At 69.2% G+C, this 25,311-nt stretch carries 23 protein-coding genes; 7 read left to right on the forward strand and 16 right to left on the reverse strand.

The features are described 5' to 3' along the window. Nucleotides 1-4: 4 nt before the first annotated feature. Complete coding sequence (locus Q7T09_RS12130) at nt 5-673, reverse strand: phosphoribosyltransferase (RefSeq protein ID WP_304699964.1); 669 nt, start codon at nt 671-673, stop codon at nt 5-7. 68 nt (nt 674-741) lie between these two features. Here Q7T09_RS12130 and Q7T09_RS12135 point away from each other — a divergent pair, with 68 nt between their 5' ends. Next, on the forward strand, nt 742-2,265 hold the full coding sequence (locus Q7T09_RS12135; RefSeq protein ID WP_304699966.1) for an AAA family ATPase: 1,524 nt from the start codon (nt 742-744) through the stop codon (nt 2,263-2,265). Between the two features lie 114 nt (nt 2,266-2,379). Here the strand turns inward: Q7T09_RS12135 and Q7T09_RS12140 are convergent, their stop codons facing one another. After that, entirely contained in the window at nt 2,380-2,982 is a 603-nt protein-coding gene (locus Q7T09_RS12140; protein ID WP_304699968.1) for a TetR/AcrR family transcriptional regulator, read from the reverse strand. Between the two features lie 156 nt (nt 2,983-3,138). Beyond that, nucleotides 3,139-3,537, reverse strand: coding sequence for a hypothetical protein (locus Q7T09_RS12145; protein ID WP_304699970.1), 399 nt, complete (start codon nt 3,535-3,537; stop codon nt 3,139-3,141). Between the two features lie 228 nt (nt 3,538-3,765). On the opposite strand from Q7T09_RS12145, the gene Q7T09_RS12150 reads away from it, so the two are divergent. The 5 genes from Q7T09_RS12150 to Q7T09_RS12170 all read left to right on the forward strand — a co-directional run bounded on the left by Q7T09_RS12150 (nt 3,766) and on the right by Q7T09_RS12170 (nt 8,878). Beyond that, on the forward strand, nt 3,766-5,136 hold the full coding sequence (locus Q7T09_RS12150) for an FAD-binding oxidoreductase (protein ID WP_304699971.1): 1,371 nt from the start codon (nt 3,766-3,768) through the stop codon (nt 5,134-5,136). 107 nt (nt 5,137-5,243) lie between these two features. Beyond that, entirely contained in the window at nt 5,244-5,768 is a 525-nt protein-coding gene (locus Q7T09_RS12155) for an SCP2 domain-containing protein (RefSeq protein WP_304699972.1), read from the forward strand. Nucleotide 5,769: 1 nt separating this feature from the next. Next, entirely contained in the window at nt 5,770-6,762 is a 993-nt protein-coding gene (locus Q7T09_RS12160) for a peptidase U32 family protein (RefSeq protein ID WP_304699973.1), read from the forward strand. Continuing rightward, nucleotides 6,759-7,667, forward strand: coding sequence for a U32 family peptidase (locus Q7T09_RS12165; protein WP_304699974.1), 909 nt, complete (start codon nt 6,759-6,761; stop codon nt 7,665-7,667). The genes Q7T09_RS12160 and Q7T09_RS12165 overlap by 4 nt, the downstream gene beginning before the upstream one ends. Further along, a complete protein-coding gene (locus Q7T09_RS12170) occupies nt 7,664-8,878 on the forward strand; it encodes an FAD-binding oxidoreductase (RefSeq protein WP_304699976.1) in 1,215 nt (404 codons plus the stop codon). The genes Q7T09_RS12165 and Q7T09_RS12170 overlap by 4 nt, the downstream gene beginning before the upstream one ends. Here Q7T09_RS12170 and Q7T09_RS12175 read toward each other — a convergent pair. Genes Q7T09_RS12175 through Q7T09_RS12225 form a run of 11 tightly spaced genes read right to left on the reverse strand, consistent with a single transcriptional unit; the run spans nt 8,814 to nt 22,523 of the window. After that, the gene (locus Q7T09_RS12175) at nt 8,814-9,416 is read right to left on the reverse strand and encodes a molybdenum cofactor guanylyltransferase (protein ID WP_304699978.1); all 603 of its coding nucleotides are present in this window, start codon (nt 9,414-9,416) and stop codon (nt 8,814-8,816) included. The two genes, Q7T09_RS12170 and Q7T09_RS12175, sit on opposite strands and share 65 nt — an antisense overlap. Beyond that, nucleotides 9,413-10,078, reverse strand: a complete 666-nt coding sequence (locus tag Q7T09_RS12180) for a carbonic anhydrase (RefSeq protein WP_304699979.1) — start codon at nt 10,076-10,078, stop codon at nt 9,413-9,415. Before Q7T09_RS12180 ends, Q7T09_RS12175 begins: the two co-directional genes overlap by 4 nt. Then, entirely contained in the window at nt 10,075-10,623 is a 549-nt protein-coding gene (locus Q7T09_RS12185; protein ID WP_304699981.1) for a hemerythrin domain-containing protein, read from the reverse strand. Before Q7T09_RS12185 ends, Q7T09_RS12180 begins: the two co-directional genes overlap by 4 nt. Before the next feature lie 23 nt (nt 10,624-10,646). Further along, nucleotides 10,647-11,834, reverse strand: a complete 1,188-nt coding sequence (locus Q7T09_RS12190) for a hypothetical protein (protein WP_304699983.1) — start codon at nt 11,832-11,834, stop codon at nt 10,647-10,649. A gap of 3 nt (nt 11,835-11,837) precedes the next feature. Continuing rightward, nucleotides 11,838-12,962, reverse strand: a complete 1,125-nt coding sequence (locus Q7T09_RS12195) for a peptidylprolyl isomerase (RefSeq protein ID WP_304699985.1) — start codon at nt 12,960-12,962, stop codon at nt 11,838-11,840. A 5-nt stretch (nt 12,963-12,967) separates the two neighbouring features. Further along, complete coding sequence (narI, locus tag Q7T09_RS12200; protein ID WP_304699987.1) at nt 12,968-13,735, reverse strand: respiratory nitrate reductase subunit gamma; 768 nt, start codon at nt 13,733-13,735, stop codon at nt 12,968-12,970. A gap of 13 nt (nt 13,736-13,748) precedes the next feature. Next, complete coding sequence (gene narJ / locus Q7T09_RS12205) at nt 13,749-14,456, reverse strand: nitrate reductase molybdenum cofactor assembly chaperone (RefSeq protein WP_304699988.1); 708 nt, start codon at nt 14,454-14,456, stop codon at nt 13,749-13,751. Nucleotides 14,457-14,459: 3 nt separating this feature from the next. Next, nucleotides 14,460-15,983, reverse strand: coding sequence for a nitrate reductase subunit beta (gene narH, locus Q7T09_RS12210; RefSeq protein ID WP_304699989.1), 1,524 nt, complete (start codon nt 15,981-15,983; stop codon nt 14,460-14,462). Next, on the reverse strand, nt 15,980-19,711 hold the full coding sequence (locus Q7T09_RS12215; protein WP_304699990.1) for a nitrate reductase subunit alpha: 3,732 nt from the start codon (nt 19,709-19,711) through the stop codon (nt 15,980-15,982). The genes narH and Q7T09_RS12215 overlap by 4 nt, the downstream gene beginning before the upstream one ends. Next, entirely contained in the window at nt 19,708-21,132 is a 1,425-nt protein-coding gene (locus tag Q7T09_RS12220) for a NarK family nitrate/nitrite MFS transporter (RefSeq protein WP_304699992.1), read from the reverse strand. The genes Q7T09_RS12215 and Q7T09_RS12220 overlap by 4 nt, the downstream gene beginning before the upstream one ends. Beyond that, the gene (locus tag Q7T09_RS12225; RefSeq protein WP_304699994.1) at nt 21,132-22,523 is read right to left on the reverse strand and encodes a nitrate/nitrite transporter; all 1,392 of its coding nucleotides are present in this window, start codon (nt 22,521-22,523) and stop codon (nt 21,132-21,134) included. Before Q7T09_RS12225 ends, Q7T09_RS12220 begins: the two co-directional genes overlap by 1 nt. A gap of 316 nt (nt 22,524-22,839) precedes the next feature. Between Q7T09_RS12225 and Q7T09_RS12230 the strand changes: the two genes are divergently transcribed. Next, nucleotides 22,840-23,598 (forward strand): cyclic nucleotide-binding domain-containing protein, encoded by a 759-nt coding sequence (locus Q7T09_RS12230; RefSeq protein ID WP_304700042.1) that lies wholly within the window; start codon nt 22,840-22,842, stop codon nt 23,596-23,598. Between the two features lie 39 nt (nt 23,599-23,637). Here the strand turns inward: Q7T09_RS12230 and phhA are convergent, their stop codons facing one another. Beyond that, complete coding sequence (gene phhA / locus Q7T09_RS12235) at nt 23,638-24,507, reverse strand: phenylalanine 4-monooxygenase (RefSeq protein ID WP_304699996.1); 870 nt, start codon at nt 24,505-24,507, stop codon at nt 23,638-23,640. A gap of 248 nt (nt 24,508-24,755) precedes the next feature. Further along, nucleotides 24,756-25,142 carry a heat shock protein HspQ gene (hspQ, locus tag Q7T09_RS12240; protein WP_304699997.1) on the reverse strand — a complete coding sequence of 129 codons (387 nt, stop codon included), beginning with the start codon at nt 25,140-25,142 and terminating at the stop codon, nt 24,756-24,758. Nucleotides 25,143-25,311 lie beyond the last annotated feature (169 nt).

The following is a 25,311-nucleotide window of genomic DNA, read 5'->3' on the forward strand; positions in this document are numbered from 1 at the left end:
CTCATCAGACTGAGCCTGTCCCGCCGAATGAGGCGGCGCGGGCCAGCAGGTCCAGCACCTCCTGGTCATCCAACTGGTGGAAGTCGGCGTAGAAGCGTCCGACGCCCCAGAACTGCGCGGGTTCGGACAGGCAGACCAGCTCATCGACCTCCTCGCGCATCGCCGCGGCCGTATCGCGCGGCGCCACGGGCACCGCCAGGATCACCCGCGTGGCGCCCTGGGCCCGCAGACCCTGGATCGCCGCCCGCGCCGTGGCCCCGGTGGCCAGGCCGTCGTCGACGACGATCGCTGTCTTGCCCTTGGGGTCGGGCCTGACCCGCTTGCCGAAATAGAGCCGACGGCGGCGCTCGATCTCGATCAGTTCCCGGGCCTTTTCACAGGCCAGGTATTTTGGGGTGGCGCCGGTGACGCGCATCACGTCTTCGTTCACCACCATCTTGGGATCGTCGCCGTCCACCACCGCGGCCACCGCCAATTCCGGCTGGCCCGGGGCGCCGATCTTGCGCACCAGGGCCAGGTCCAGGGGGGCGTTCAGCGCCTGGGCGATCTCGAAGGCGACCGGAGTCCCGCCACGCGGCAGGGCGTAGACGATCGCATCGCCCAACGGGCGCGCCGCCAGCTTTTCGGCGAGCCAGCGACCGGCTTCGGCGCGGTCGGTGAAGAGAGGTCCCATAGAAATAGAATGGGCGCCACCATGACGGACCGCCTTGACCATGATCAAGGTTCGGCGTTGGACCGCGCGTGATCCTCGCAGTCCACCGGAGCGCCGTCGCCATGCCCAAGGACATCGACCAACAGGTGATCGTCCGCGCCCTGGAGAGCGGCGCGGCCACCGGCGAGGAACCGCTCAAGCGCATCGACACCCACATGTCCCACCTCTTCCTGGGTGAGACACGCGTCTACAAGCTCAAGCAGAACCGCCGCCATCCCTTCGCCGACATGTCCACGACGGAGGCCCGCCGCCTGTCCTGCGAGGCCGAGCTGGCCGTCAACAAGGCCTTGGCCCCCGATCTCTACGAAGCGGTTCTGCCGGTGGTCCGCGCGGCGGACGGCGCGATCCGGGTCGGCGGCGACGGCGAGGCGATCGACTGGGTGGTGTCCATGCGGCGGTTTCCCGACGGCGCCCTGCTCGACGAGATCGCCCGGGCCGGACGCCTGACGCCGGAGCTGGTCGACGAGGCGGTCGGGGCCGTCGCCGCCTTCCACGCCGGCCTGCCCTCGCACCCCGATACGGGCCACGTCGCCGACTACCGAAAGATCATCGAGGGCCTGCGCCGGACGGAGGCCGAGGGCGCGGCCGCCCTCGGCCTCCAGCCAGGCTCGGCGAGGCTGTTCGCCGCCCTGGAGCAGGAACTCGCCCGCCTCTCGCCCCTGATCGAGGCGCGCCGGCGGGACGGATGGGTGCGCCGGGGCCACGGCGACCTGCATCTGCGCAACATCTGCCTGTTCCAGGGGCGGGTGACCCCCTTCGACGCCCTGGAATTCGATCCCGCCCTGGCCACGGCCGACCTCATCTATGACGCGGCCTTCCTGTTCATGGACCTGCGGGCCCGCGGCCTGGACGCCCTCGCGAACCTCGCCATGAACCGCTACTGGGACGCCTCGGGCCAGCCCGAGGCGGCGCTCGCCGTGCTGCCCCTGTTCATGGCCCTGCGGGCCGCGGTGCGCATGGCCGTGGCGGTGGAGTCCGGCGACCTCGCCCAGGCCGCGCGTTACCGGGAGCTCGGGGAAACCCTGCTGCGGCCATCGCCCCCGCGGTTGCTGGCGATCGGCGGGCTGTCGGGGACCGGTAAGTCCACCCTGGCTCGCGCCCTGGCCCCACGCCTGCCCGGCCCCTGCGGCGCGCGCCTCCTGCGGACCGACCTTCTGCGCAAGGCCCTGGCCGGGGTCGAGCCCACCGCGCGATTGTCCGACGAGGCCTATCGGCGGGTGGGCCGCGAGACAGTCTACAAGGTGCAGACGCGGCACGCCCGCGAAGCCCTGGCGGCGGGCGCCTGCGTGATCGCCGACGCCACGTTCCGCGAGGACGGTCCCCGCGCCGAGATCGAAGCCGCCGGCGGCGGCTTGCCCTTCATCGGCCTGTGGCTCCAGGCGCCGATGGAGGTGCGGGTCTCCCGGGTCGCCGCCCGTCAGGGCGACGCCTCCGACGCCACCCCCGAGATCGCCGCCACCCAGGTGGAGCCGCAACATCTGAGCCCCGCATGGCGCGTGCTGGACGCCAGCCAGGACGTGGAGGCGCTGGCCGCTGAAATCCTCGAGGCCTAGAGCGTTTCCCGCCTGACTTGGATCAAGTCAGGCGATCAGGAAGAGCGACCAAGTAAGGAATCTAGAGCCCCGTTTCGATACATTCGAAACGGGAACAGCTCTAGGTCGCGGCCGTCAGACCGCCTCAACGGCCAGGGCGCCGCGTTTCAGGAGGTCCAGCAGGCGCCGGGCCCCGTCATGCTGGATTCCGCCCCGGGCCATGCCCTCCAGCAGGCAGAGGCTGAGGCCATGAAGTCCGGGATCCTCGCCGCTCGACGGCGCCCGGCGCCCCTTGGCCGAGGCGAGCCGGGCGCGAAGCGCCGCATCCGTGCGCGCGCAGCACTCGAGCTCGGCGATGGCGACGAAGGGCGCCTCCTGGAGAAGCGCCCAATAGGCCTCGATGGCCGAGGCGGAGGGGTCGTCGAGGGAGGACGCGCCGATCACCGCCAGCATCCTCTCGGCCTTCAACCGGTAGAGGTGATCGACGAGGGCGTCGGCCAGCGAGTCCGGGTCCAGGAAGTGATAGTTGATCGCAGTGCGAACCAGGCCGGCGGCCTCCGCGATCCTCTGGTGCGTCGCCGCGTGGTAGCCCTCATCGGCGACGATCAGCATGGCCGCGTCCAGGATGCGCCGCCGCGTGGCGTCGCCCTTGGTGGACCGCCGGATCGCCTTGACGGCGCGTCTCGGCTTCGGGGTCGGGGCCCTGCGCGGTCGCGGCCGATACTGTTCCGCCCACATTTCGTTTCAAATCTCCGCGATGTGCGCTGAGGTGTCCGGCCGCCGCCTGGGGCCGGCGGGATCGTGCAGCCTCCGGAGAGGCCGAAGGCTCCCCGGCTCAAGCCCGGTCGTTCGGCGCGCGCAACGTCCGCCGATCGACCGAGCCTCCGCCGAGGATCATCGCGCCGAGAGCACGATCCTCGTGGAGAGTTGGGCGAGGTCGCCGCCGGCCAGACGGTTCTGCTTCACGATCGCGCGGTAGCGCGTCATGGCCTTGTCGGCCGAGGCGGTGCTGCACCAGTCGATGTAGAAGACCTCCAGCTCGTGGTTGAGGAAGGCGTTACGGCAGACGCGGCCCGCGGCCTGGCGGACCTCGTGCCGCACGACGACGACATCCTTGCCGCGAAGGCTGATCGCCTCGCTGGTGGGCGCCCGGCTGACGTTGATGCTCGACAGTTCCTGGGCCTGGGCGGCCGGTGCGAAGCTGAAGATGGCCGCGCCGGCCAGCAGGGTGGTGACCAAGGCGCCGAGCGACCGGCTGCGGGTGGGGGTCGTGTGGGATGCAGTGGCAGGCATGTGGGCCTCCTTTGATGACACCTGACCCTAGGCCCGACGCGGCCAACCACCTTTGCCGGCCGTCAACGGCGGCCTTGATGTCTGCCGGGGGGTGCGACACCCCTCGGCCGACGCGCGCCGCCGCATGTCGCACCCCCCGGGTCGACGGCGAGGCTTGCCCGTTTGATCCCGATCATTCGGGCCTAGCCAAAGCGAGAGGAGACTGCCGCCCAGACCCCCGGAGGCGGAATGGAAAACTTGCTGACCGACCTTGAGGCCCTGCTGGGCGCCGACCACGTGCTGACGGGCGCGGCGGCGAGCGGTTGGGCCTTCAGCCCCTGGACTCGGCTGGGGGCGCCACGGGCGATCCTGCGGCCTGCGAGCACCCAGGAGGTGTCTGGAATCCTGCGCCTGGCCCACGCCGCGGGCGCGGGCGTGGTGCCCTGGGGCGGGCGCACCGGCCTGGTGGACGGCGCCTTCGCCGAGGGCGCCCTGGCCCTCAGCCTCGACCGCATGGCCGCCATCGAGGAGATCGATCCCGTAGGCTCCACCATGACCGTCCAGGCCGGCTGCGTGCTTGAGACCGCCTGCGGAGCGGCGACGGCGCAGGACCTGTTCCTGCCGGTGGACCTCGGCGCGCGGGGTTCGGCCACCATCGGCGGGGTGATCTCCACCAACGCCGGCGGCAACCGGGTGCTCCGCTACGGCATGACGCGGGAGTCGGTCCTCGGCCTGGAGGCCGTGCTGGCCGACGGGACCGTGATCTCCTCCCTCAACCACCTGATCAAGAACAACGCCGGCTACGATCTCAAGCAGCTGTTCATCGGGTCGGAGGGCACCCTGGGGGTGGTGACCCGGGCGGTGTTCCGGCTGCGCCCCAGGCCGGTGTCGCAGGAGACCGCCTGGCTGGCCGTCGACCGGTTCGAGGCCCTGTCGCCCCTGCTGCGGTCCCTGGAGGCCTCCCTGGCCGGATCGCTGTCGGCCTTCGAGGTGATGTGGCCGGCCTTCTACGACCTGGTGACCACCCCGCCGGCGGCGGGCCGCCCCATCCTGCCCGCCGGCCACGCCCACTATGTCCTGGTGGAGGCCCTGGGCCCGGACCTGGCCCACGACGCGGCGCGGTTCGAGCAGGTGCTGACCGACGCCCTGGAGAGCGGGCTTGTGGCCGACGCGGCCATCGCCAAGTCCCAGGCCGAACGGGACCGCATGTGGGCCCTGCGGGACGATGTGGCCCAGACCGCCCGCAACGGTCCGATCATCACCTTCGACATCAGCCTGCCCATCGCGGCGATGGAAGCCTATGTCGCGGAGGTGCGCGGGGCCCTGGCCGCCCGCTGGCCCCAGGCGGGGATGACCGTCTTCGGCCACCTGGGCGACGGCAACCTGCACCTGATCATTGGCGTCGTCGAACCGGACACCCGCTCGGAGATCGAGGAGATGGTCTATGGGCCGCTGCGCTCGCGCGCCGGGTCGATCTCCGCCGAGCACGGGATCGGCCTGCAGAAACGCCCCTACCTCGCCTATTCCCGCAACCCCGAGGAGCTCGCCCTGATGCGCACGCTCAAGACGGCGCTGGACCCACGCAACATCCTCAATCCTGGAAAGGTCATCCCGGCTTGATCATCGGCAAAGCCTGACTTGAGCAAGTTCCGCGGGTGCGGCGGCCATTGCGCCGTTCCCCGCGCCGCAGGGCGTAACGCAGGTTGGAGCCCGAAGAGGTTCCAGTCATGCGTACGAGACACAGGCCCCGGGCGCCGCGCCGGGGCGACCCCGCCGAGGTGCTGATGGCGCTGCGGCCGCCGGCCGAGTGGGTGCTGAGCGCGGCCCTGCGACGGCTGGCGCGGCGGCGGCCCGAGGTCTTCGAGCGGCTGGGCGCCTTTGGGGACGCCGCCTTCCTGATCGCCCCCGACGGCTCGCCGGTGGCCTTCCGGCTCGCGCCGCAGGGCGCGGCGGCCGGGGTCCAGGTGCGTCGGCGCGACGACCGCTCGCCCTGCGCCGCCCGGATCGAGGGGCCGCTCGGCGCCCTGCTGGGGCTGTTCGACGGCTCCGTTGACGCCGACACCGCCTTCTTCTCCCGAGCCATCCGGGTGAGCGGCGACATCGAGGCGGTGATGGCCCTGCACAACACCCTGGAGGCCGCCGAGCTGACCCTGGCCGACCTGCTGGGCCTGTCGGCGCCGGTCAGCGACCTGGCCAACGCCACCGTCCGCTTTGTCCGCCAGGCGGCCGCCGCCAAGGCTGGGTGGGCCTGAGATGGGATCGATCGAGCTCGTCTGCCCCGCCGGCTCCCCGGCCATGCTGCGCGCGGCCATCGAGGCCGGCGCCGACAGCGTCTATTGCGGCCTGCGCGATGAGACCAACGCCCGCAACTTCCCCGGCCTGAACTTTTCCCCCGCCGAGATGAAGGCGGCCGTCGCCTGGGCGCACGATCGGGGCGCCAAGGTGCTGGTGGCGGTCAACACCTTCGCCCGCGCCGGCGGCGTCGACGCCTGGCGGGCCTCGGTGGACAGCGCCGCGGTGGCGGGGGCCGACGCCATCATCGTCGCCGACCTGGGGGTGCTGGCCTACGCCCACGCCCAGCATCCCGGCCTGAGGCTGCATCTGTCGGTCCAGGCCGCCGCCGGCACCGCCGAGGCCATCGCCTTCTACGCCCAGGCCTATGGCGTGAAGCGGGTGGTCCTCCCCCGCGTCCTGTCGGCGCCAGAGATCGCCGCCCTGGTGCGGCAGACCGATGTGGAGGTGGAAGCCTTCGTCTACGGTGGACTGTGCGTCATGGCCGAGGGACGCTGCGCCCTCTCCTCCTACGCCACCGGCAAGTCCCCTAACCTGACCGGGGTCTGCTCCCCGCCGGACTCAGTCTCCCTGGAGGAGACCGACGGCCTGCTGACCCCGCGCCTCGGGGGCTTCATGATCGACCAGGTCGCGCCGGGCGCGGCCGCCGGCTATCCGACCCTCTGCAAGGGCCGCTTCGAGGCCGAGGGGACCGCGTCCCACCTGTTCGAGGACCCCACCAGCCTCAACGCCATGGCCCTGCTGGCCGAGCTGCGCACCGCCGGGGTCAGGGCGGTGAAGATCGAAGGGCGCCAGCGGGGCAAGGCCTATGTGGCCCGGGTGGCCGCGGCGTTCCGGGCCGCGCTCGACGCCCTGGACCGCGGCGAGACCACCGCCCCCTATGAGGCGCGCCTGACGGGCCTCGCCGAGGGCGGGCGGGAGACGGCCGGCGCCTACCGAAAGACCTGGCGATGAGCGGCGCGGCGATCGAGATCGCCCTGGGGCCGCTGCTGTTCAACTGGTCGGCCGAGCGCATCGCCGACTTCTACGCCGCCGTCGCCGAGGAGAGCGACCTCGACCGCGTCTATCTGGGGGAGGTGGTCTGCGGAAAGCGCGAGCCCTTCATCTCCGGGCCCCTGGCCGAGGCCGCCGATCGCCTGGCCCGGGCCGGCAAGACGGTGGTCTGGTCGACCCTGGCGCTGCCGGCGACGCCGCGCGACCGGCGCGGGATCGCCCAGATGGCCGCCGGCGAGGGCCTGGTGGAGATCAACGACATCTCGGCCCTGGCCCACCGCCCCCTCGGAGCCCCCTTCGTGGCCGGCCCCCTGCTCAATATCTACAACGAGGCCGCCGCCCGGGAGCTGATGACCCGCGGCTGCGTGCGGCTGTGCCCCAATGTCGAGCTGTCGCTCCCGGCCATCGGGCGCTTGGCGCAGGCCTGCCCCGGCCTGGAGATCGAGCTCTTCGCCTATGGCCGCCTGCCGCTCGCCCTGTCGGGGCGCTGCTACCACGCCCGCGTCCAGGGCCTGCACAAGGACTCCTGCCAGCTGGTCTGCGATCGCGATCCCGACGGCCTGGCGGTGCGCACCCTGGAGGGCCAAGACTTCCTCGCGGTGAACGGGGTCCAGACCCTGTCCCATGGGGTGCAGACGGCCGACCTGCCGATAGCCGACCTCCGCGCGGCCGGGATCGGAGCCCTGCGCCTGTCGCCCCACACCGGGGACATGCTCAAGGTGATCGCCGCCTTCCGGGGCTTCAGCCAGGGGCGGCTCTCGCCCCAGGACCTGGCGGCCCAGGTGCGGGAAGCCGGGCCGCCGGGGCCCCTGGTCAACGGCTATCTGCACGGCCGGGCCGGCGTCGACTGGGCGCCGGCGTCATGATCGCCTGTCCCTCGCGCCAGGTTTTCGATGTGGTGGTGCTGGGGGGCGGCATCGCCGGCGCCGCCCTGGCCGCCCAGTTGGCGAGCGACCGCCGCGTGGCCCTGGTGGAGCGGGAGCCGCAGCTCGGCTACCACACCACCGGCCGCTCCGCGGCCATGTACATCCCCTCCTATGGCGGTCCCGCGGTCCAGCCCCTCACCGCCGCCAGCCGGGGCTTCTTCGAGGATCCGCCGTGCGGCTTCGCCGGGCGCCTGCTGAGCCCGCGCCCGGTGCTGCACATCGCCCGCGCCGACCAGGGCGAGCGCCTGGAGGCTTTCGCGCGGAAGACCGCCGGGGCGGCCGCCCTGCGCCGCCTGAGCCGCGACGAGGCCCTGAGGCGGGTGCCGATCCTGCGGCCGCAGGCGGTGCAATCGGCCCTGCTGGAGACCGGGGCGGGCGACCTGGATGTAGCGCGGCTGCATGACGGCATGGTGCGCCGGGCTCGCGAGGCCGGGGCTGTCATCCTCGCCGACGCCGGCAAGCCGGACATCGTCCGCGAGGGGTCGCGATGGCGGGTGCTGACCCGCCAGGCCAGCCTCATCGCCCCGACCCTGGTCAACGCCACCGGCGCCTGGGCCGACGAGACCGCGCTCGACGCCGGCCTCGCCCCCAAGGGCCTGTCGCCGCTGCTGAGGACCGCCATCCTGGTGGACGCGCCCCGGGAGCTCGGCTTCCACGACTGGCCGGTGGTGAAGGACATCGACGAGCGGTTCTACTTCCGCCCCTTCGGCGGACGCCTGCTGATCACCCCGGCCGACGAGACCCCGAGCCCGCCCTGCGACGCGGCCCCCGACGAGCTGGACATCGCCTGCGCCATGATGCGCTTCCATGACGCCGCCGATCACCCGGTGACACGGATCCACCACCGCTGGGCGGGCCTGCGCACCTTCGCGGCCGATCGCGCGCCGGTGATCGGCTGGTCGGAGACGGCGCCGGGGTTCTTCTGGCTGGCGGGGCTGGGTGGCTTCGGCATCCAGACCGCCCCGGCCGTGGCCCGACTGGCCGCCGCCCTGGTCCGGGGCCGACGCGCGCCTCGGGATTTGGCCGACCATGGGGTGGAGGCCGCGACCTACGATCCGGGCCGGCTCGGCGAGGGGCCCCGCGCGGTCACCCCGCCAGGGCGAGGACCGCGGGTGACGGCTGATGGACCGCCAGGTCTTCCAGCGTATTGAGGTTGACGAAGGGGTCGGGTCCCGCGGCGTCCCAGGCCACCTCGCGCAGACCCACGTGCTGGGCGAAGCCGCGCAGGGACAAGCGACCCGTCGCCCGATAGGCCTCCAGGCGATCGCGCGACGCGACGCGCCAGAGGCCGCAGACCGGATGCAGGCGGCCGCCGCTCACCGGCAGGACCGCGCCCACCCCCGGCTCAAGGGCCCGCGCCAGCCGGTCGCTGAGATCGTCCGGCAGATAGGGCATGTCGCAGGCCAGGGTCTGGACCCAGAGCGCGCCGTGGCGGCGGCCGAAGTCCAGGGCCGAGGCGAGACCCGCCAGGGGGCCGCCGATGTCCGGCGGATCGAACAGCAAGGGGACGGCGGCCCCCTGCCCCGCCTGGCCGGCGTCCCGCACGGCGATGGCGACGTGAGACGAGTATCCTGCGGCAAGGTCGAGCGCCCGGGCCAGCAGCGGCCGGCCGCCCCAGGCGCGCAGGGGCTTGCCGCCCCCCATCCGCCGGCCCTCGCCCCCGGCCAGCACCACGGCGACGCCGGTCATGATCTTGTCCTCGCGGGCTTGCGGCGTGGATCGGCGCCGGCGGGCGCCCCGATCAGGGCGCGGGCCTGGTGCAGGTCGCCGACGGTGGTCTCCAGGTCGCGCAGCAGGCCGTCGTGGACCGAATAGATCCAGCCGTGCACCGTCAGCGGCTGGCCGCGGCGCCAGGCGTCGTGGACCAGGGGATTGCCCGCCAGGCTGACCACCTGCTCGATGACATTGCGTTCGCAGAGATGGTTCACCCGGGTCTCGATGTCGAGGATCGGCTCCAGCTCCTCGGCATGGCGCCAGAAGAGGCTCCGCACCGGCTGCAGCCAGTGGTCCACCAGGCCGTGGCGCTCGCCGGTCAGGGCCGCCCGCACCCCCCCGCAGCCATAGTGGCCGCAGACGATCACGTGCCGCACCTTGAGGATCTCCAGGGCGTACTGCAGCACCGAGAGGAAGCTGGCGTCCTGGGCCGGGGCGAGGTTGGCGAGGTTTCGGTGCACGAAGAGTTCGCCGGGCGCCAAGCCCGTCAGGTCATGGGCCGGCAGGTGGCTGTCGGCGCAACCGATCCACAGATAGTCCGGGGCGTCCTGGGCCGCCAGGCGAGGAAAGAAGTCCCGATCGTCCCGCGCCCTGGCCGCAGCCCAGGCCAGGTTGCGACGGAACAGGGCCTGGGTCACGCGTCCGGCTCATGGAGAACCCGCCCACGGCGGGCGGCCAGCCGCCGCCCCAGGGTCGCCAGGTCCTCGGCGTCCAGCCGCAGCCGGGCGATGGGCAGGATGACCGCGTTCTCCAGCCCCAGGTGGCGGCGCTCCTGGCTGGCGAACTCCGACAGGATCTTGCGCCGGGCCGGATCGAGGCCGGGAGCGGTCTCCTTCAGCAGGCAGGCCTTGAGCAGGTCGCTCACCAGACTGGCCTTGGCCACGTCGGCCCGGTGCTCGGCCGAGAGCATCCCCAACACCCGCTCGACCTCGTCTTCCGGCAGGCACCGGCGGCGCAGCAGGGGAAAGAAGTCCTCCTCCTCGTCGATGACGTGCAGGGCCAGATCGTGGCCGAGGAAGGCCACCACCTTGCCGATCTTGTCGCCGTCGAACACCGTGGTCGCGCAGACCTCGTCGATCATCTGGCAGAGCTGCCGGTGGCGATAGTGTTCGGCGAAGAACCAGTCGAGGGGCTCAGCGAGCAGTTCCAGGGGAACCTCCTCGATTTCGGTCGTTTGTTTCACCACCGCCTCCTCTCGACCTTGGGTCAGAGCTTGAATTCCAGCGTCAGCCAGATCTTCGTCCGATCGGGGAAGGCGGGCCGATCGCCCTGGAAGGCCGCCGCCTTCAGCTCAACGCCAATCTTCGGGGTCAGGGGCATGGACACCGAGGCGTCGAGCTCCTGGCCGAGCCCGCCGCCGCCGCCGGACTCATCGAACTGGTGCAGCGACGCCTGGACCTTCAACGGCTTGCCGTGCGGCCCCTTGAGCACCGAACTGCCGGTCAGGCTGAGGTCGCGCACCCCATTGGCGGGGGTGGTGAGGAAGACGTCGGCCCAACCCTGATAGGCGTGCAGGGTGGCCAGCGGCGTCGAGAAGCCGCGGCGGCCGTCGCCGTCCAGTTGCTCGAATCCGAGCGCCACGGCGTTGGTCTTGGTCTTCAGCCCCGCCGACAGGGCGATGTAGTCGAGGTCGAAGCTGGTGGGGCTGTTGCGATAGTCGGTCTGGCGGGCGTACTCGGCCTCGTAGGTGGCGCTGAGGCCCGCCTTCAGCGGTCGCGAGCCTGTGAGCCTCGCGCCCCAGGTGGCGCTCGACTGGGTGGGCGCATTGGCGAAGTCCAGCAGGTAGCCATAGGCCGAGACCTGACCGAGGCCGGTCTTGGCGTCCAGCTGGGCCAGGTGGGAGTCGCTGCGCCAGTTCCCCTGCGGGTGGTCCTCGCCGAAGATCCGGTGAACCTTGTCCACATAGACATAGGTGAGGCTGACCGTCGGCGACGGCCGGTAGACCAGCTTCGCCGCGTCGAAGGTCTGCTCATTCTGGCGGAAGCCGACATTGCCCACGAAGCGGGCGTTGTTGAGGATCAGGCGCTGGCGCCCGACCACCGCCTCGCCGTGCGTCCCCGCCCAGGAGACTTGGGCGCGGTTCAGCTCAGTGGTCTCGGGATCGGTCACCAGGGGATAGGCGGTCTTGCCATTGGTGCTGCTGTTGTAGCGGTCGGAGAGCGCGGTGACGTTCTCCCCCTCCACCAGGACCTTGAAGCCATGGAAGGCCGGGGTCTCATAGCCCAGCCGGGTGCGCAGGGTGACCGCCTGGGCGTCCTTGGAAAAGCCGTCCTGGGCGACGGTCTCGTAGCGGAGACGAGCCTCCAGGATCAGGCCCTTGGGCGCTTCGGCCGCCGAGGCCAGGGTCGGGACGGCCAGGGCCGCCAGGCCCATGAGGCCGGGAAGAAAACGCATGATTCAGACTCTCCGGACGATGGTGTAGGTGCGCGCCTTGGGCGTCAGCTTGGTTCTCAGCAGGGACGCCATGGCGGCGATGGCCGGGTCCTTGGCGCCCTGGGCGGCCGAGATCAGGTGGGTCCAGCTCTCGTCGCCGGCATTGTCGACGAAGTGGGCCACAGCCCGGCGCACGAAGGCGGTGACGTCGAGATTGTCGGTCAGGGCCGCGGCCCTCACCCGGTCGGCCAGTTCCGGATCGGTGGCGTCGAGCCAGGCCTCCAGCTCATCGGCCGAGCCGCCCTGGGCCAGCAGCTCGCCCAGCGACAGGGATCCGGTGGCGAACCGCCCGTCGCGGCTGAGGCTGAAAGCCACGCCCTGGGCCCGGGCGCGGTCGGCCAGGTCGGAGACATAGCGGGTGGCCGCCGCGGTCCAGGCGCGGCTCTCCAGATGGAGGGCGATCTTATCCTCCACATAGTCGAAGGGCAGTTCGCGCCCATCGATGCGCCGTTCCAGTTTCAGGATGTGCCAGCCGAAGCGCGAGGCGACGGGGCGCGGGAAGATGTCCCCGGCCTGAAGTCCGCCCAGCGCCCGCTCGATCTCGCCCACCACGTCGCCGGGGCCAAGCTGGCCGAGCGAGCCGCCGACCTTGCCCGAGGGACAATCCGACAGGGTCTTGGCCAGGTGGGCGAACTGCGACGGCTGCGCCAGGCAGCGGTCCAGGACGCCCTGGGCGGTCTGGCGCGCCCGCTCCAGGGCCTCGGCGTCCTCGCCCTTGGGTTCGATGAGGATATGGGCGGCCTCCAGCAGGGGCGGACTGGTGAAGTGCGACCGCTGGGTGTCGTAGACCCGCCGGCACTCGGCCGTGCTGGGGGGATCGATGTCGATCTCCGCGTCGAGGACGGCCCGGATAAGGGCCTCCTCGTTGGTCTCCTCGCGGCCGGCCTCGTCCTTGATGGGGCTCGGCGTCAGGCCCAGCTCATCGGCCCGGTGCAGCAACAGGGCCTTGACCGCCAGCGCCTTGCCGGCGGCGGTGCGGGCCTCGGCGGCCGACAGGCTGGGATGGTTCTGGACCTCCTCGGCGATGAGGAATTCTGGGATCTCAACCCCTTCAACGACGATGGTGGCGGTCGCGGCTGTCGCGGTCATGGCGGCTACTCCGCGCGCTTGAGGGGCGCGGGCCGGACGGCCTGGCTGTTGGGATAGACCGGGGCCGCGGCCTCCCGGCGGTGCGGCAGGGGACGCCTCGTCCGCACCAGCTGCCAGCCCCGGCGGTTGAGGTACCAGATCGGCGCCGAGAGCATGTGCACCAGGCGGGTGAACGGGAAGACCAGCAGGATGGTCATGCCCAGCACCAGGTGCGCCTTGAAGACTGGGTGCACGTCGGCGACGTGGTCGGCGACGTTGGGCTGGAAGGTGAAGACCCCCTGGGCCCAGGTCATGAACTTCAGCATCTCCCCGCCGTCGAGGTGGCCGAGGGACAGCGGGATGGTGGCCAGGCCCAGGCAGAGCTGGATCATCAGGATGATCAGGATGGCGGTGTCGCCGAAGCTGGAATTGTGGCGAATCCGGGGGTCGAACAGGCGCCGGTGCAGCAGCAGCAGGCCGCCGGCCAGGCACAGGATCCCGGCGATACCGCCCGCGACTATGGCCAGGATCTGCTTGGCGCCGTGGGGCACGCCCAGGGCGTCGAACACCCAGATGGGGGTCAGAAGGCCGACGAAGTGGCCGCCGAAGATGGTCAACACCCCGACGTGGAACAGGACCGATCCCAGCACCAGCTGCTTGCGCCGCAGGAGCTGCGAGGAGCCGGAGCGCCAAGTGTACTGTTCACGGTCGAAGCGGATGACCGACCCCAGCACCAGGACCGCCAGCGCGATGTATGGATAGACGCCGAACAGGATTTGATTGAGCAGTTGCATCTCAAGGGGCTCCTCAGGCCGTCGCGCCGGCGCGACGTGAGGCGCGCGGCGGTTCGGCGTTCATGGCCTCGACCAGGGCGCTGGCCTTGGGGCAGTCGGAGTCGGACGGACCGAAGGTGACCGCGGTCTCCGCCCAGGCCTTGTCGAGAGCCTCCAGGTCGTTGGGGTTCTCCTCCGGCTCGCTGAGCAAGGCCGCCAGGACGCCCGGATCGGCCTGGTTGTCGGCCAGCCGGGCCAAGGCCCCGAACACAGCGCGATAGGCGCTGCCCCGGGTCTTGAGCCGTTCGCCCATGGCCTCCAGAACGTGGCTGGCCTCGCCCAGCAGGGACGCGGCCTGGGGCTCGGACAGGGTCGAGAGGAATTCCAGAAACACCGGCAGGAAGTCCGGCAGCTCGTTGGCCGCCAGGTCGAGACCCTGGGCCCTATAAAGCTCCAGCAGCGCCACCATGGCCTCGCCGCGGTCGCGGCTCTCGCCGTGCACGTGCTCATAGAGGTTGAGGGACAGCGAGCGCGTGCGGTCGAACAGCTCGGTGTAGCGCTCCTGCAGGTCGTAGATGTCGTCCTCGGTGATCTCGGCGACCAGCTTGCGCAGGGCCTGGACCAGGGTCTTGCCCAGCATGCCCTCGGCCTCGATGACGGCGAGCGCCTCCGGGGCGAAGGTCTGCAGGTCGCGGTTGGGATAGGTCAGCAGCAGCGCGAGCGCCTTGTAGGTGCGGGCCATGTCTCAGACCTCCATGGGGGTTTTGGCGCGCGAGCGCTTGTTGGGACCAAACAGGCCCAACTCCGTGCGGCCGCCGGAGCAGCCATTGCCGAAGGAGAAGCCGCAGCCGCCACGCATGTCGTAGGCGTCCTCGGCGGTCTCGCGGTGAGCCGAGGGGATGACGAAGCGGTCTTCGTAGTTGGCGATCGCCAGGTAGCGGTACATGGAGTCGATCTCCGCCGCCGTCAGGCCGACCCGCGCGGCGAGTGCGTGGTCGATCACCCCCTCCACCGTCTTGGCCCGCATGTAGCCGCGCATGGCCAGCATCCGTTCCAGGGCCAGCTGGACCGGCGCTTCCTTGCCGGCGGTCAGCAGGTTGGCGAGGTACTTGATCGGGATCCGCAGCGAGTGGACGTCGGGCATGTCGCCGTCCATCTCCAGGGCGCCCGCCGCCACCGCCGACTGGATCGGCGAGAGGGGCGGCACGTACCAGACCATGGGCAGGGTCCGGTATTCCGGGTGCAGCGGGAATGCGATCTTCCAGTCGATGGCCATCTTGTAGACGGGGCTCTTGCGGGCCGCGTCCAGCCAGGCCTCCGGCACGCCGTCGGCGCGCGCCTGGGCGATCACCGCCGGATCGCTGGGATCCAGGAAGACGTCGAGCTGGGCCTGGTAGAGGTCCTGCTCGTCGGGGGTCGAGGCCGCGGCCTCGATGCGGTCGGCGTCATAGAGCAGGACGCCGAGATAGCGTATACGCCCGACGCAGGTTTCCGAGCACACGGTCGGCTGGCCGACCTCGATGCGCGGGAAGCAGAAGGTGCACTTCTCCGACTTTCCGGATTCCCAGTTGTAATAGATCTTCTTGTAGGGGCAGGCCGAGACGCACATCCGCCAGCCGCGGCACTTGTCCTGGTCGATCAGGACGATGCCGTCCTCCTCGCGCTTGTAGATGGCGCCCGAGGGACAGGCCGCGACGCAGGTGGGGTTCAGGCAGTGCTCGCACAGCCTGGGCAGGTACATCATGAAGGTGTTTTCGAAGGCCCCGTAGATCTCCTTCTCGACGCCCGCGAAGTTGTAGTCGGCCGACCGCTTGGAGAACTCGCCGCCGAGAATCTCCTCCCAGTTGGGCCCGCGCTCGATCTTCTCCATCCGCTGGCCGGTGATCTTCGACCGCGGCCGGGCGGTGGGGAAGGCCTTCATCTCCGGCGCTGTCTGCAGGTGGGCGTAGTCGAAGTCGAAGGGCTCGTAATAGTCGTCGATCTCCGGCAGGTCAGGGTTGGCGAAGATCTTCGCCAGGATCCGCCACTTGGCCCCCATCTTCGGCTCGATCTTGCCGTTGGCCTTGCGGGTCCAACCGCCGTTCCAGCGCTTCTGGTTCTCCCAGTCGCGCGGGAAGCCGATGCCGGGCTTGGTCTCGACGTTATTGAACCAGGCGTATTCAACGCCCTCGCGGTTGGTCCAGACGTTCTTGCAGGTGACCGAGCAGGTGTGACACCCGATACACTTGTCGAGGTTCAGCACCATGCCGATTTGCGCGCGAACCTTCATTGGGCGAAATCCTTGGCGTTGAGGGGCTCTTCCAACCAGTCGACCTTGGTCATCTTGCGCAGGACCACGAACTCGTCGCGATTCGAGCCGACCGTGCCGTAATAGTTGAAGCCGTAGGCGAGCTGGGCGTAGCCGCCGATCATGTGGGTCGGCTTGAGGACCGTGCGGGTCACCGAGTTGTGGATGCCGCCGCGCTTGCCGGTGATCTGGGATCCCGGCGTGTTCACGATCTTTTCCTGGGCGTGATACATGAAGGTGGTGCCTTCACGAATCCGCTGGGAGACCACCACCCGGGCGGTGAGCGCCCCGTTGGCGTTGAAGGCCTCCACCCAGTCATTGTCCACCAGACCGACCTTCTTGGCGTCAATCTCGGAGACCCAGACGACAGGTCCGCCCCGGTTGAGGGTCAGCATCATCAGGTTGTCGCGGTAGGTGGAGTGGATGCCCCACTTCTGGTGCGGGGTGATGAAGTTGAGGACGATCTCCTTCTCGCCATTGGGCTTGAGGCCCTTGACGTAGGTGGTCTTCAGATCGATTGGCGGACGGTAGACGCAGAGCGCCTCCCCGAAGGCCCGCATCCACAGGTGATCCTGATAGAGCTGCTGCCGGCCGGTCAGGGTCCGCCACGGGATCAGTTCGTGGACGTTGGTGTAGCCGGCCGTGTAGCAGACCTTCTCGCTCTCGATGCCCGACCAGGTCGGCGAGGTGATGATCTTGCGCGGCTGGGCCAGCAGGTCGCGGAAGCGGATCTTCTCGTCTTCCTTCGGCAGGGCCAGGTGGGCGTGTTCCCGTCCGGTCTGCTTCTCAAGGGCTTCCCAGGCCTTGACCGCCACCTCGCCATTGGTTTCCGGCGCCAGCATCAGGATGGTCTCGCAGGCGTCGATGTCGGTATCGATCCGGGCCATGCCCTGAGTCTGACCTTCCTCCAGCACCGCGCCGTTCAGCTCGGTGAGCAGATCGACCTCGTGGTCGGTCTTCCAGCCGATCCCCTTGCCGCCGTTGCCCACCTTCTTCATCAGCGGGCCAAGGGCGGTGAAGCGCTTGAAGGTGTTGGGATAGTCCCGCTCGACGATGGTGATCTGCGGCATGGTCTTGCCGGGGATCGCCTCGCATTCGCCCTTGGACCAGTCCCGCACGTCGAAGGGCTGGGCCAGTTCGGCGGCGCTGTCGTGCTGGATGGGGGTGAGGACCACGTCCTGCTCGACCCCCAGAACCTCGGGCGAGACCTCGGAGAAGGTCTTGGCGATCGCCTTGAAGATCTCCCAGTCGGACTTCGACTCCCAGGCCGGATCCACCGCCGCGCTGAGCGGGTGGATGAAGGGGTGCATGTCGGAGGTGTTGAGGTCGTTCTTTTCGTACCAGGTGGCTGTCGGCAGGACGATGTCGGAGTAGACGGCCGTCGTGGACATCCGGAAGTCGAGGGTGACCAGCAGGTCGAGTTTTCCTTCCGGCGCCTCGTCGTGCCAGACGACCTCATTGGGCTTGCGCCGCCCGTCCTCGCCAAGGTCCTTGCCCTGGACGCCGTGGGAGGCGCCCAACAGGTGCTTGAGGAAGTACTCGTGGCCCTTGCCCGAGGAGCCCAGCAGGTTGGAGCGCCAGATGAACATGTTGCGCGGCCAGTTGGCGGGGTCGTCGGGGTCCATGCAGGACATCTTCAGATCGCCGTTCTTCAGCTGATCGAGCGCGTAGGCCTTGGCGTCCTGACCCGCCGCGGCGGCGGCCTTGGCCACCTCCAGGGGGTTGGTCTTCAGGGCCGGGGCCGAGGGCAGCCAGCCCAGGCGCTCGGCCTTGGCGTTGAAGTCGATCATCGCCCCGTCCCACACGCCTTCCGGCGCGGTGGGCGAGAGGATCTCGCTCATCTCCACCGTCTCGTACCGCCACTGATCGGAGTGGGCGTAGAAGAAGGAGGTGGAGTTCTGCTGACGGGGCGGACGGATCCAGTCGGTGGCGAAGGCCAGGGGCGCCCAGCCGGTCTGGGGCCGCAGCTTCTCCTGGCCGACATAGTGCGCCCAGCCGCCGCCGGACTGACCGACACAGCCGCACATCACCAGCATGTTGATGACGGCGCGGTAGTTCATGTCCATGTGGAACCAGTGGTTCATCGCCGCGCCGATGATCACCATCGACTTGCCGTTGGTCTTCTCGGCGTTGCCGGCGAAGCCGCGGGCCACCGCGATGATCTGGTCCTTCGGCACCGAGGTGATCGCCTCGGCCCAGGCCGGGGAATAGGGCTCCACATCGTCGTAGCTGGCGGGCATGTGGTCGCCGCCGAAGCCCTGGTCGACGCCGTAATTGGCCAGGAACAGGTCATAGACGCAGGCCACCAGGGTCTCGCCCTCGGGCAGCATCATGCGCTTGACCGGCACGTTGCGGACCAGGACGTCCGGGTGATCGGTCATGGCGAAGCCGTTGGTGGCCGCGCCGCCGAAGTAGGGGAAGCGAACCGCGGCGACCTCGTCGTGGACGCCCTTGAGGCCCAGGCGCAGGGTGGTTTCGCGACCGGCCCCGTCCTTCTCTTCCAGGTTCCACTTGCCGTCCTCGCCCCAGCGGAAGCCGATGGAGCCGTTGGGCACGACGACCTCGCCGGTCGTCTCGTCGAGGGCGACGGTCTTCCAGTCGGGGTTGTTGGCCTCGCCGAGCGCCTTGTCGAATTCCGCGGCGCGCAGCAGGCGCTCGGGCACATAGGCGCCGTCCTGCGGGACCAGGCGGACCAGCATGGGCAGGTCGCTGTATTTCCGCAGGTAGTCGCGGAAGTACGGCACCTGCTTGTCGATGTGGAACTCCTTGAGGATCACGTGGCCGAAGGCCATGCCGAGCGCGGCGTCGGTCCCCTGCTTCACGGGCAGCCACAGGTCGGAGAACTTCGAGGCCTCGGAATAGTCGGGGCAGATCACCACCGACTTGGCGCCGCGATAGCGGGCCTCGGTGTAGAAGTGGGCGTCCGGGGTGCGGGTCTGGGGGACGTTGGAGCCCCAGAGGAGCAGGAACCCGGAATTGAACCAGTCGGCGCTCTCGGCCACGTCGGTCTGTTCGCCCCAGGTCTGGGGCGAAGCCGGCGGCAGGTCGCAGTACCAGTCGTAGAACGAGCCGCAGACGCCGCCGATCAGCTGCAGATAGCGGGCGCCCGCGGCGTAGGAGACCATGGACATGGCCGGGATCGGCGAGAAGCCGAAGATGCGGTCCGGGCCCCAGGCCTTGATGGTGTGGGCGTTGGCCGCGGCGATGATCTCGGTGACCTCGTCCCAGGTCGCCCGGATGAAGCCCCCTGCCCCGCGCATGGTCGTATAGGAGGCGCGCTGGGCGGGATCGTTCTGGATCGAGGCCCAGGCGGCCACCGGGCTGCGGGTGGCGCGCGCGGCCCGCCACAGCTTCAGCAGGCGTGAGCGGATCAGTGGGTATTTCACCCGGTTGGCGGAATAGAGATACCAGCTGTAGCTGGCGCCCCGGGCGCAGCCCCGCGGCTCGTGGTTGGGCAGCTCCGGCCGGGTGCGCGGATAGTCGGTCTGCTGGGTCTCCCAGGTGACGATCCCGCCCTTGACGTAGATCTTCCAGGAGCAGGAGCCCGTGCAGTTCACCCCGTGGGTGGAGCGGACGACCTTGTCGTGCTGCCAGCGGCGCCGATAGGCCTCCTCCCACTTGCGGTCCTCGTCGGTGAGGACGCCGTGGCCATCGGAGAACAGCTCGGTCTTGCGGGCGAAGAAGGTCAGGCGATCAAGGGTATGGCTCATGCCACGATTTCCATCTTCGAAGGGGTTTGGGGCGCGTGCAGCAGCGAGGATTTGCGGGCGTAGAAGCCCCAGTTCACCGCGACGCAGCTGAGGTAGAAGGCCAGGAAGACCAGCAGGGCGGCGCTCGGCCCGCCGCTGGCCTTCATCGCGTTGCCGAAGGCCAGCGGGATGAAGAAGCCGCCGAAGGCGCCGATGGCCGAGCTGAAGCCGACGATGGCCGCCGACTCCATCTCCGCGGCCTTCAGGCGCGCGGCCGGATCAGCTTGCGGCAGCAGCCGAGGCATGTCGGCCCGCACGATCGCGGGGATCATCTGGAAGGTCGAGGCGTTGCCGACCCCGGTCCATAGGAACAGCCACATGAAGCTGGCGAAGAAGATCGGGAAGGAGGGCTCGGCGCCGAAGCCGCCGACGCTGTACATCACCGACAGCACGCCGAGCGCCAGGGCGATGAACACCCAGTGGGTGACGTTGTGGCCGCCGAACTTGTCGGAGACCCAGCCGGTGAGCGCCCGCGAGGCCGCCCCGACCAGCGGACCGAGGAAGACCAGCTGCATGGCTTGGACGTCGGGGAACAGGGTCTTCATCAGGAGCGGAAAGGCCGCCGAGAAGCCGATGAACGAGCCGAAGGTGCCAACGTAGAGCCAGCAGATGACCCAGTTATGCTTGCGCTTGAACACCACCGACTGCTCGGTGAAGGAGGCCCGGGCCGAGGCGATGTCGTTCATGCCGAACCAGGCCAGGCTGCCGGCGATGAGAATGAAGGGGACCCAGACGAAGCCGGCGTTCTGCAGCCAGATCGTGCTCGACACGCCCTTTTCCACCACGGTCTGGGGCGCGCCCACCAGGGGCAAGAACATCCCGATCCCGATCACCACCGGCACCAGGAACTGCATGACGCTCACGCCAAGGTTCCCGAACCCGGCGTTGAGGGCCAGCGCATTGCCCTTTTGGCTCTTCGGGAAGAAGAACCCGATGTTGGCCATCGAGGAAGCGAAGTTGCCGCCCCCCAGGCCGCAGAGCAGGGCCAGGGCCACGAACACCACATAGGGAGTGGTGGGATCCTGCACGGCCAGACCGATGCCGATCGCCGGAATCAGCAGGGACAGGGTCGTCAGCGTCGTCCACAGCCGGCCGCCGAGGATCGGGACCATGAAGGTGTAGAAGATCCGCAGGGTCGCGCCCGAGAGCGCGGGCAGAGCGGTGAGCCAGAAGAGCTGTTCGGTGGTGAACTTGAAGCCGACCAGCTTCAGCTTGGCCACCACCATCGACCACACCATCCAGACCGAGAAGGCCAGGAGCAGGTTGGGGATCGAAATCCAGAGATTCCGGCTGGCGATCGCCTTGCCCGATCCCGACCAGAAGGCCGGGTCTTCTGGGCGCCAGTCGATCAGGACGTGGCGGGCGGGTTTGCGGGAAGCCATCAATGCGTTCCTCTTTTTGGGGTCGCCGCGCGAGCGCTGGCGGGCGCACCGGAAACCGGGCGCGGTTGAAGGTCGGCGTGCAGGGACGCCATCTCGGGAAGTTCGGGCAGCTCACCCAGCTGCGGGGCGCCGGCATGCTCCATCCGGCGGATGGCGAAGTGCATCCAGGCCAGGGCGCTGGCCACCAGGACGAACAGCAGCATGAAACAGCTGGTCCAGACGCCGGTCAGGTCGTTGAGGGCCCCGAAGGCGATGGGCAGGACAAAGCCCCCCAGACCGCCCACCATGCCCACCAGGCCGCCCACCGAGCCGATGGTGTCGGGGTAGTAGACCGGGATGTGCTTGTAGACCGCGGCCTTGCCCAGGCTCATGGCGAAGCCGAGGCAGAATAACAGGACGATGAAGGGGACCAGCCCCGTGGCCAGGCGGAAGACGATCGGTCCGTGGACCCCGTCCACCACATAGCTGGTGGGCGGATAGGACAGCAGGAAGGTGGCCACCACGCTGATGCTGAAGGTCAGGTACATCACCTTGCGCGCGCCGATCTTGTCGGAGAGCCAGCCGCCGAACACCCGGAACAGGGACCCGGGGATCGAATAGGCCGCCGCCAGCATGCCCGCGGTGCGGATGTCCAGGTGATAGACCCCCACCAGATAGTGGGGCAGCCAGAGCGCCAGGGCCACGAAGGCGCCGAAGACGAAGAAGTAGTAGAGGGCGAAGCGCCAGACCTGCAGCTTCATCAGCGGCGCGAACTGCATCGCCGCGGCCACGGGCTTGGCGCCGGTCCGGCGGCGCTCCACCAGTTCGGGATCGTCCCGGGTCAGCAGGAAGTAGATGACGGCGATCACCGCCAGGGCCACGGCCCAGACCTGGGCGACGGTCTGCCAGCCATAGGCGATCATCACGAAGGGGGCGGCGAACTTGGTGACCGCGGCGCCGACATTGCCGGCGCCGAAGATGCCCAGCGCCGTGCCCTGCTTTTCCTTGGGGAAGAACTTGGACACATAGGCCACGCCGACCGCGAAGGAGCCGCCAGCCATGCCGACGCCCAAGGCCGCCAGCAGGAACTGCGGATAGGTCTGCGCGTGAGAAAGCAGGAAGGTGGCCAGCGCGGCCGACAGCATCACCACCAAGTTCACCACCCGGCCGCCATACTGGTCGGCCCAGACCCCCAGGATGACGCGGACCAGGGAGCCGGTGAGGATCGGCGTACCGGCGAGCAGGCCGAACTGCGCCTCGGTGAGGCCGAGATTCTGCTTAATCTGCACCCCGATGATCGAGAAGATCGTCCACACCGCGAAACAGGCGGTGAAGGAGAAGGTGCTCATCCAGAGCGCCATGCCGGCGCCCGGCGCGGCCTGTGTGGTGGGCGGTGTGACGGCGACGCTCAACTTGTCCCCCGGCCTCTCTATGGCGGGGACCAAGCGCCCTCGCTTCGACCGTTTCTATGCAGTCGCCGCGCGGGAATTGGATTGACGATCATCAAATCCAACCCCCGATGTTGCTATATTCGACGGGTTCACAGCACGAATAGCGAGCTCGATTTACGCGCGTAACACCCACGATTACTTTTGTTGGGCCACCCGATTGATGATCGTCAAGCCGCGGGCCCGCCCGCGGCGCTTTCGCCCCGCTTGATCCAAATCAAGGCTCGACTCGCTGAGCGGACCGATTGATGGTTGACGTAAGGGGACCAAGGGAATGTCGATGCGAGTGGTGGATGTCGAGCGCGTAAGGGGTTTGCCTCTGTTCTGCGGCGCCTCCGACGAGACCTTCAACGCGGTGACCGCCGGCGCCTTCCTGCAGAAATTCCCGGCGGGCACGACCCTGCTGCACGAGGGCGACCCCGTCGATTTCCTCTATGTCCTGCTCGACGGCCTCGTGGAGCTGGAGGGCACCTGGAACGACAAGGAGACCACGCTGGCGGTCCTGCGACCCGTCTCCACCTTCATCTTCGCCGCCGTCGCCCTCGACGCCGACGCCCTGATGAGCGCCCGCACCGTCGAGCGGTCCGACATCCTGATGCTCTCGGGCGAGGCCCTGCGCCGGGCGATGCAGACCGACGCCCACTTCAGCTACGCCGCCAGCCAGGAGCTGGCCGGCTGTTATCGCGGCTTGGTGCGCTCGCTGAAGAACCACAAGCTACGCGGCGGGGCCGAGCGCCTGGCGAACTACCTGATCACCCAGAAGGTGCGCCAGGGCGGGGCCGAGACCTTCACCCTGCCCCATGAGAAGCGCCTGCTGGCCTCCCTGCTGGGTATGACCCCGGAGAACCTTTCCCGCGCTTTCGCCACCCTGACCGGCTATGGCGTGGTGGTGAACGGGCCCGAGGTGACCATCGCCCGGCCCGTGGTGCTGGAGCGCCTGGCCAAGCCCGACCCCCTGATCGACAACCACCAGCCGCCGAGCCCGGCGCCCATCGGCAAGGCCGAGCGGGAACTCTGGCCGGCCAGCCGCGCCAGCTAGAGCGTGTCAGCCTGAAGTGGCTGCCGGTTCAGGCGCCCGTCACGCCGAAACCTGGGAAACGCCCTTGGCCACGGCATAGGCCTGGGTTCCCCGGGTAAGCACCCGATCCCCGGCCTCGATCGCCGCGATGGGGATGTCGGCGGCGCCGGACAGGCGCTGATAGATCGGGGCGAAGTCCTGCAGGGTTGCGTCCAGCAAGGCCTGCAGGGACGGGATCACGAAATAGACCTGCTGGAAGTCGTCGATCCGGTAGGGGGTCCGCATCACCCGCTCCAGATCGAAACCCAGGCGGTTGGGGGAGGGGTCGTCCAGGGCGAAGATCGACTCCGCGTGGGACGAGACGATGCCGGCCCCATAGATGCGCAGGCCCTCGCTCGTCTCCAGCAGGCCGAATTCGACGGTGTACCAGTAGAGCCGCGCCAGGTTGTGCAGTTGGCCCCGGCCCAGGGCGCGCAGGCCGCCCTCGCCATAGGCCTGCATATAATCGGCGAACACCGGATCGGTCAGCATCGGCACGTGGCCGAAGACGTCGTGGAAGATGTCGGGTTCCTGAAGGTAATCAAGCTGTTCCGGCCGACGGATGAACCGCCCGGCCGGGAACCGCCGGTTGGCCAGGTGCTCGAAGAACATCGCGTCGGGCACGAGGCCCGGCACCGCCACCACGCGCCAGCCGGTCAGCCGGTCCAACTCCTCATTGATCCGCGAGAAGTCGGGGATGCCGCCTCGGTGCAGGTCCAGGGCGTCCAGGCCGTGCAGGAAGGCGTCGCAGGCCCGCCCCGGCAGCAGCTTGGCCTGCCGCTCATAGAGGGTCATCCAGACCTGATGCTCGGCCGGGGTGTAGGCAGCCCAGTCCTGGTCGATGGTCCAGTCGGCCCGGGCTCCGGGCGGGGGAAAACCGTCAGCGCTCATGGCCGCAGAATGCCCCCAAATCGCCGGAAGTTCCGTTCGCAATGCGCCGGTTTCGGCCAGGTCGGCGCGAAAACCTTGCTTGGAAGGTCTCCAGACGGGTGGAGCTTGCCCACGCCTCGCCCCCTCAGGGGGAGAGGGTAGGGTGAGGGGGCGCGCAGCAGGGCTGCGCGTCACGGCCTCGAAGTAACGACGGAGGTTCAGAAAGAGCCCTCACCCGACCTCTCCCGCCAGCGGGAGAGGAGAAGCGCCTAGTGGCTGATGCGCGGCCGCAGGGTGTAGTGGCCCTCGTTGAAGGATTCGAAGATCAGCGGCGCCTGGGGGTGGCCCACCGGCTCGCCGCTCTCGTCGGGCAGCAGGTTCTGCTCGGAGACATAGGCGACATAGGCGTTGTCGTCGTTCTCGGCCAGCAGGTGATAGAAGGGCTGGTCCTTGCGGGGCCGCACATGCTCCGGGATCGACTGCCACCACTCCTCGGTGTTGGCGAAGGTGGGGTCGACGTCGAAGATCACGCCGCGGAAATTGAAGACACGGTGCTTCACAACGTCGCCGATGGCGAACTTGGCCAGCCGAATGTCCGCGATCGCCGCGGGATTGGGCAGGTGACCTGCGTTTGGCTTTTCGAGTCGAGCGTCCATGACCTGAGAATCTACACCGAGGTACCTAACTGGGAGATGAACGTAGCGCTCACGCGTCCGTGTACAAGGGCGCGCCTTCCGGCAGGCGAACTTGCTTGGTACAGTCGCCTTGAAACGAGGCGCCCGTACCGGCGTCTGCGAAGGACAGGTTGGCGGTCCATGTCTGAGG

Origin of the sequence: Phenylobacterium sp., assembly GCF_030645195.1 — a bacterium.
Classification (GTDB): domain Bacteria; phylum Pseudomonadota; class Alphaproteobacteria; order Caulobacterales; family Caulobacteraceae; genus Phenylobacterium.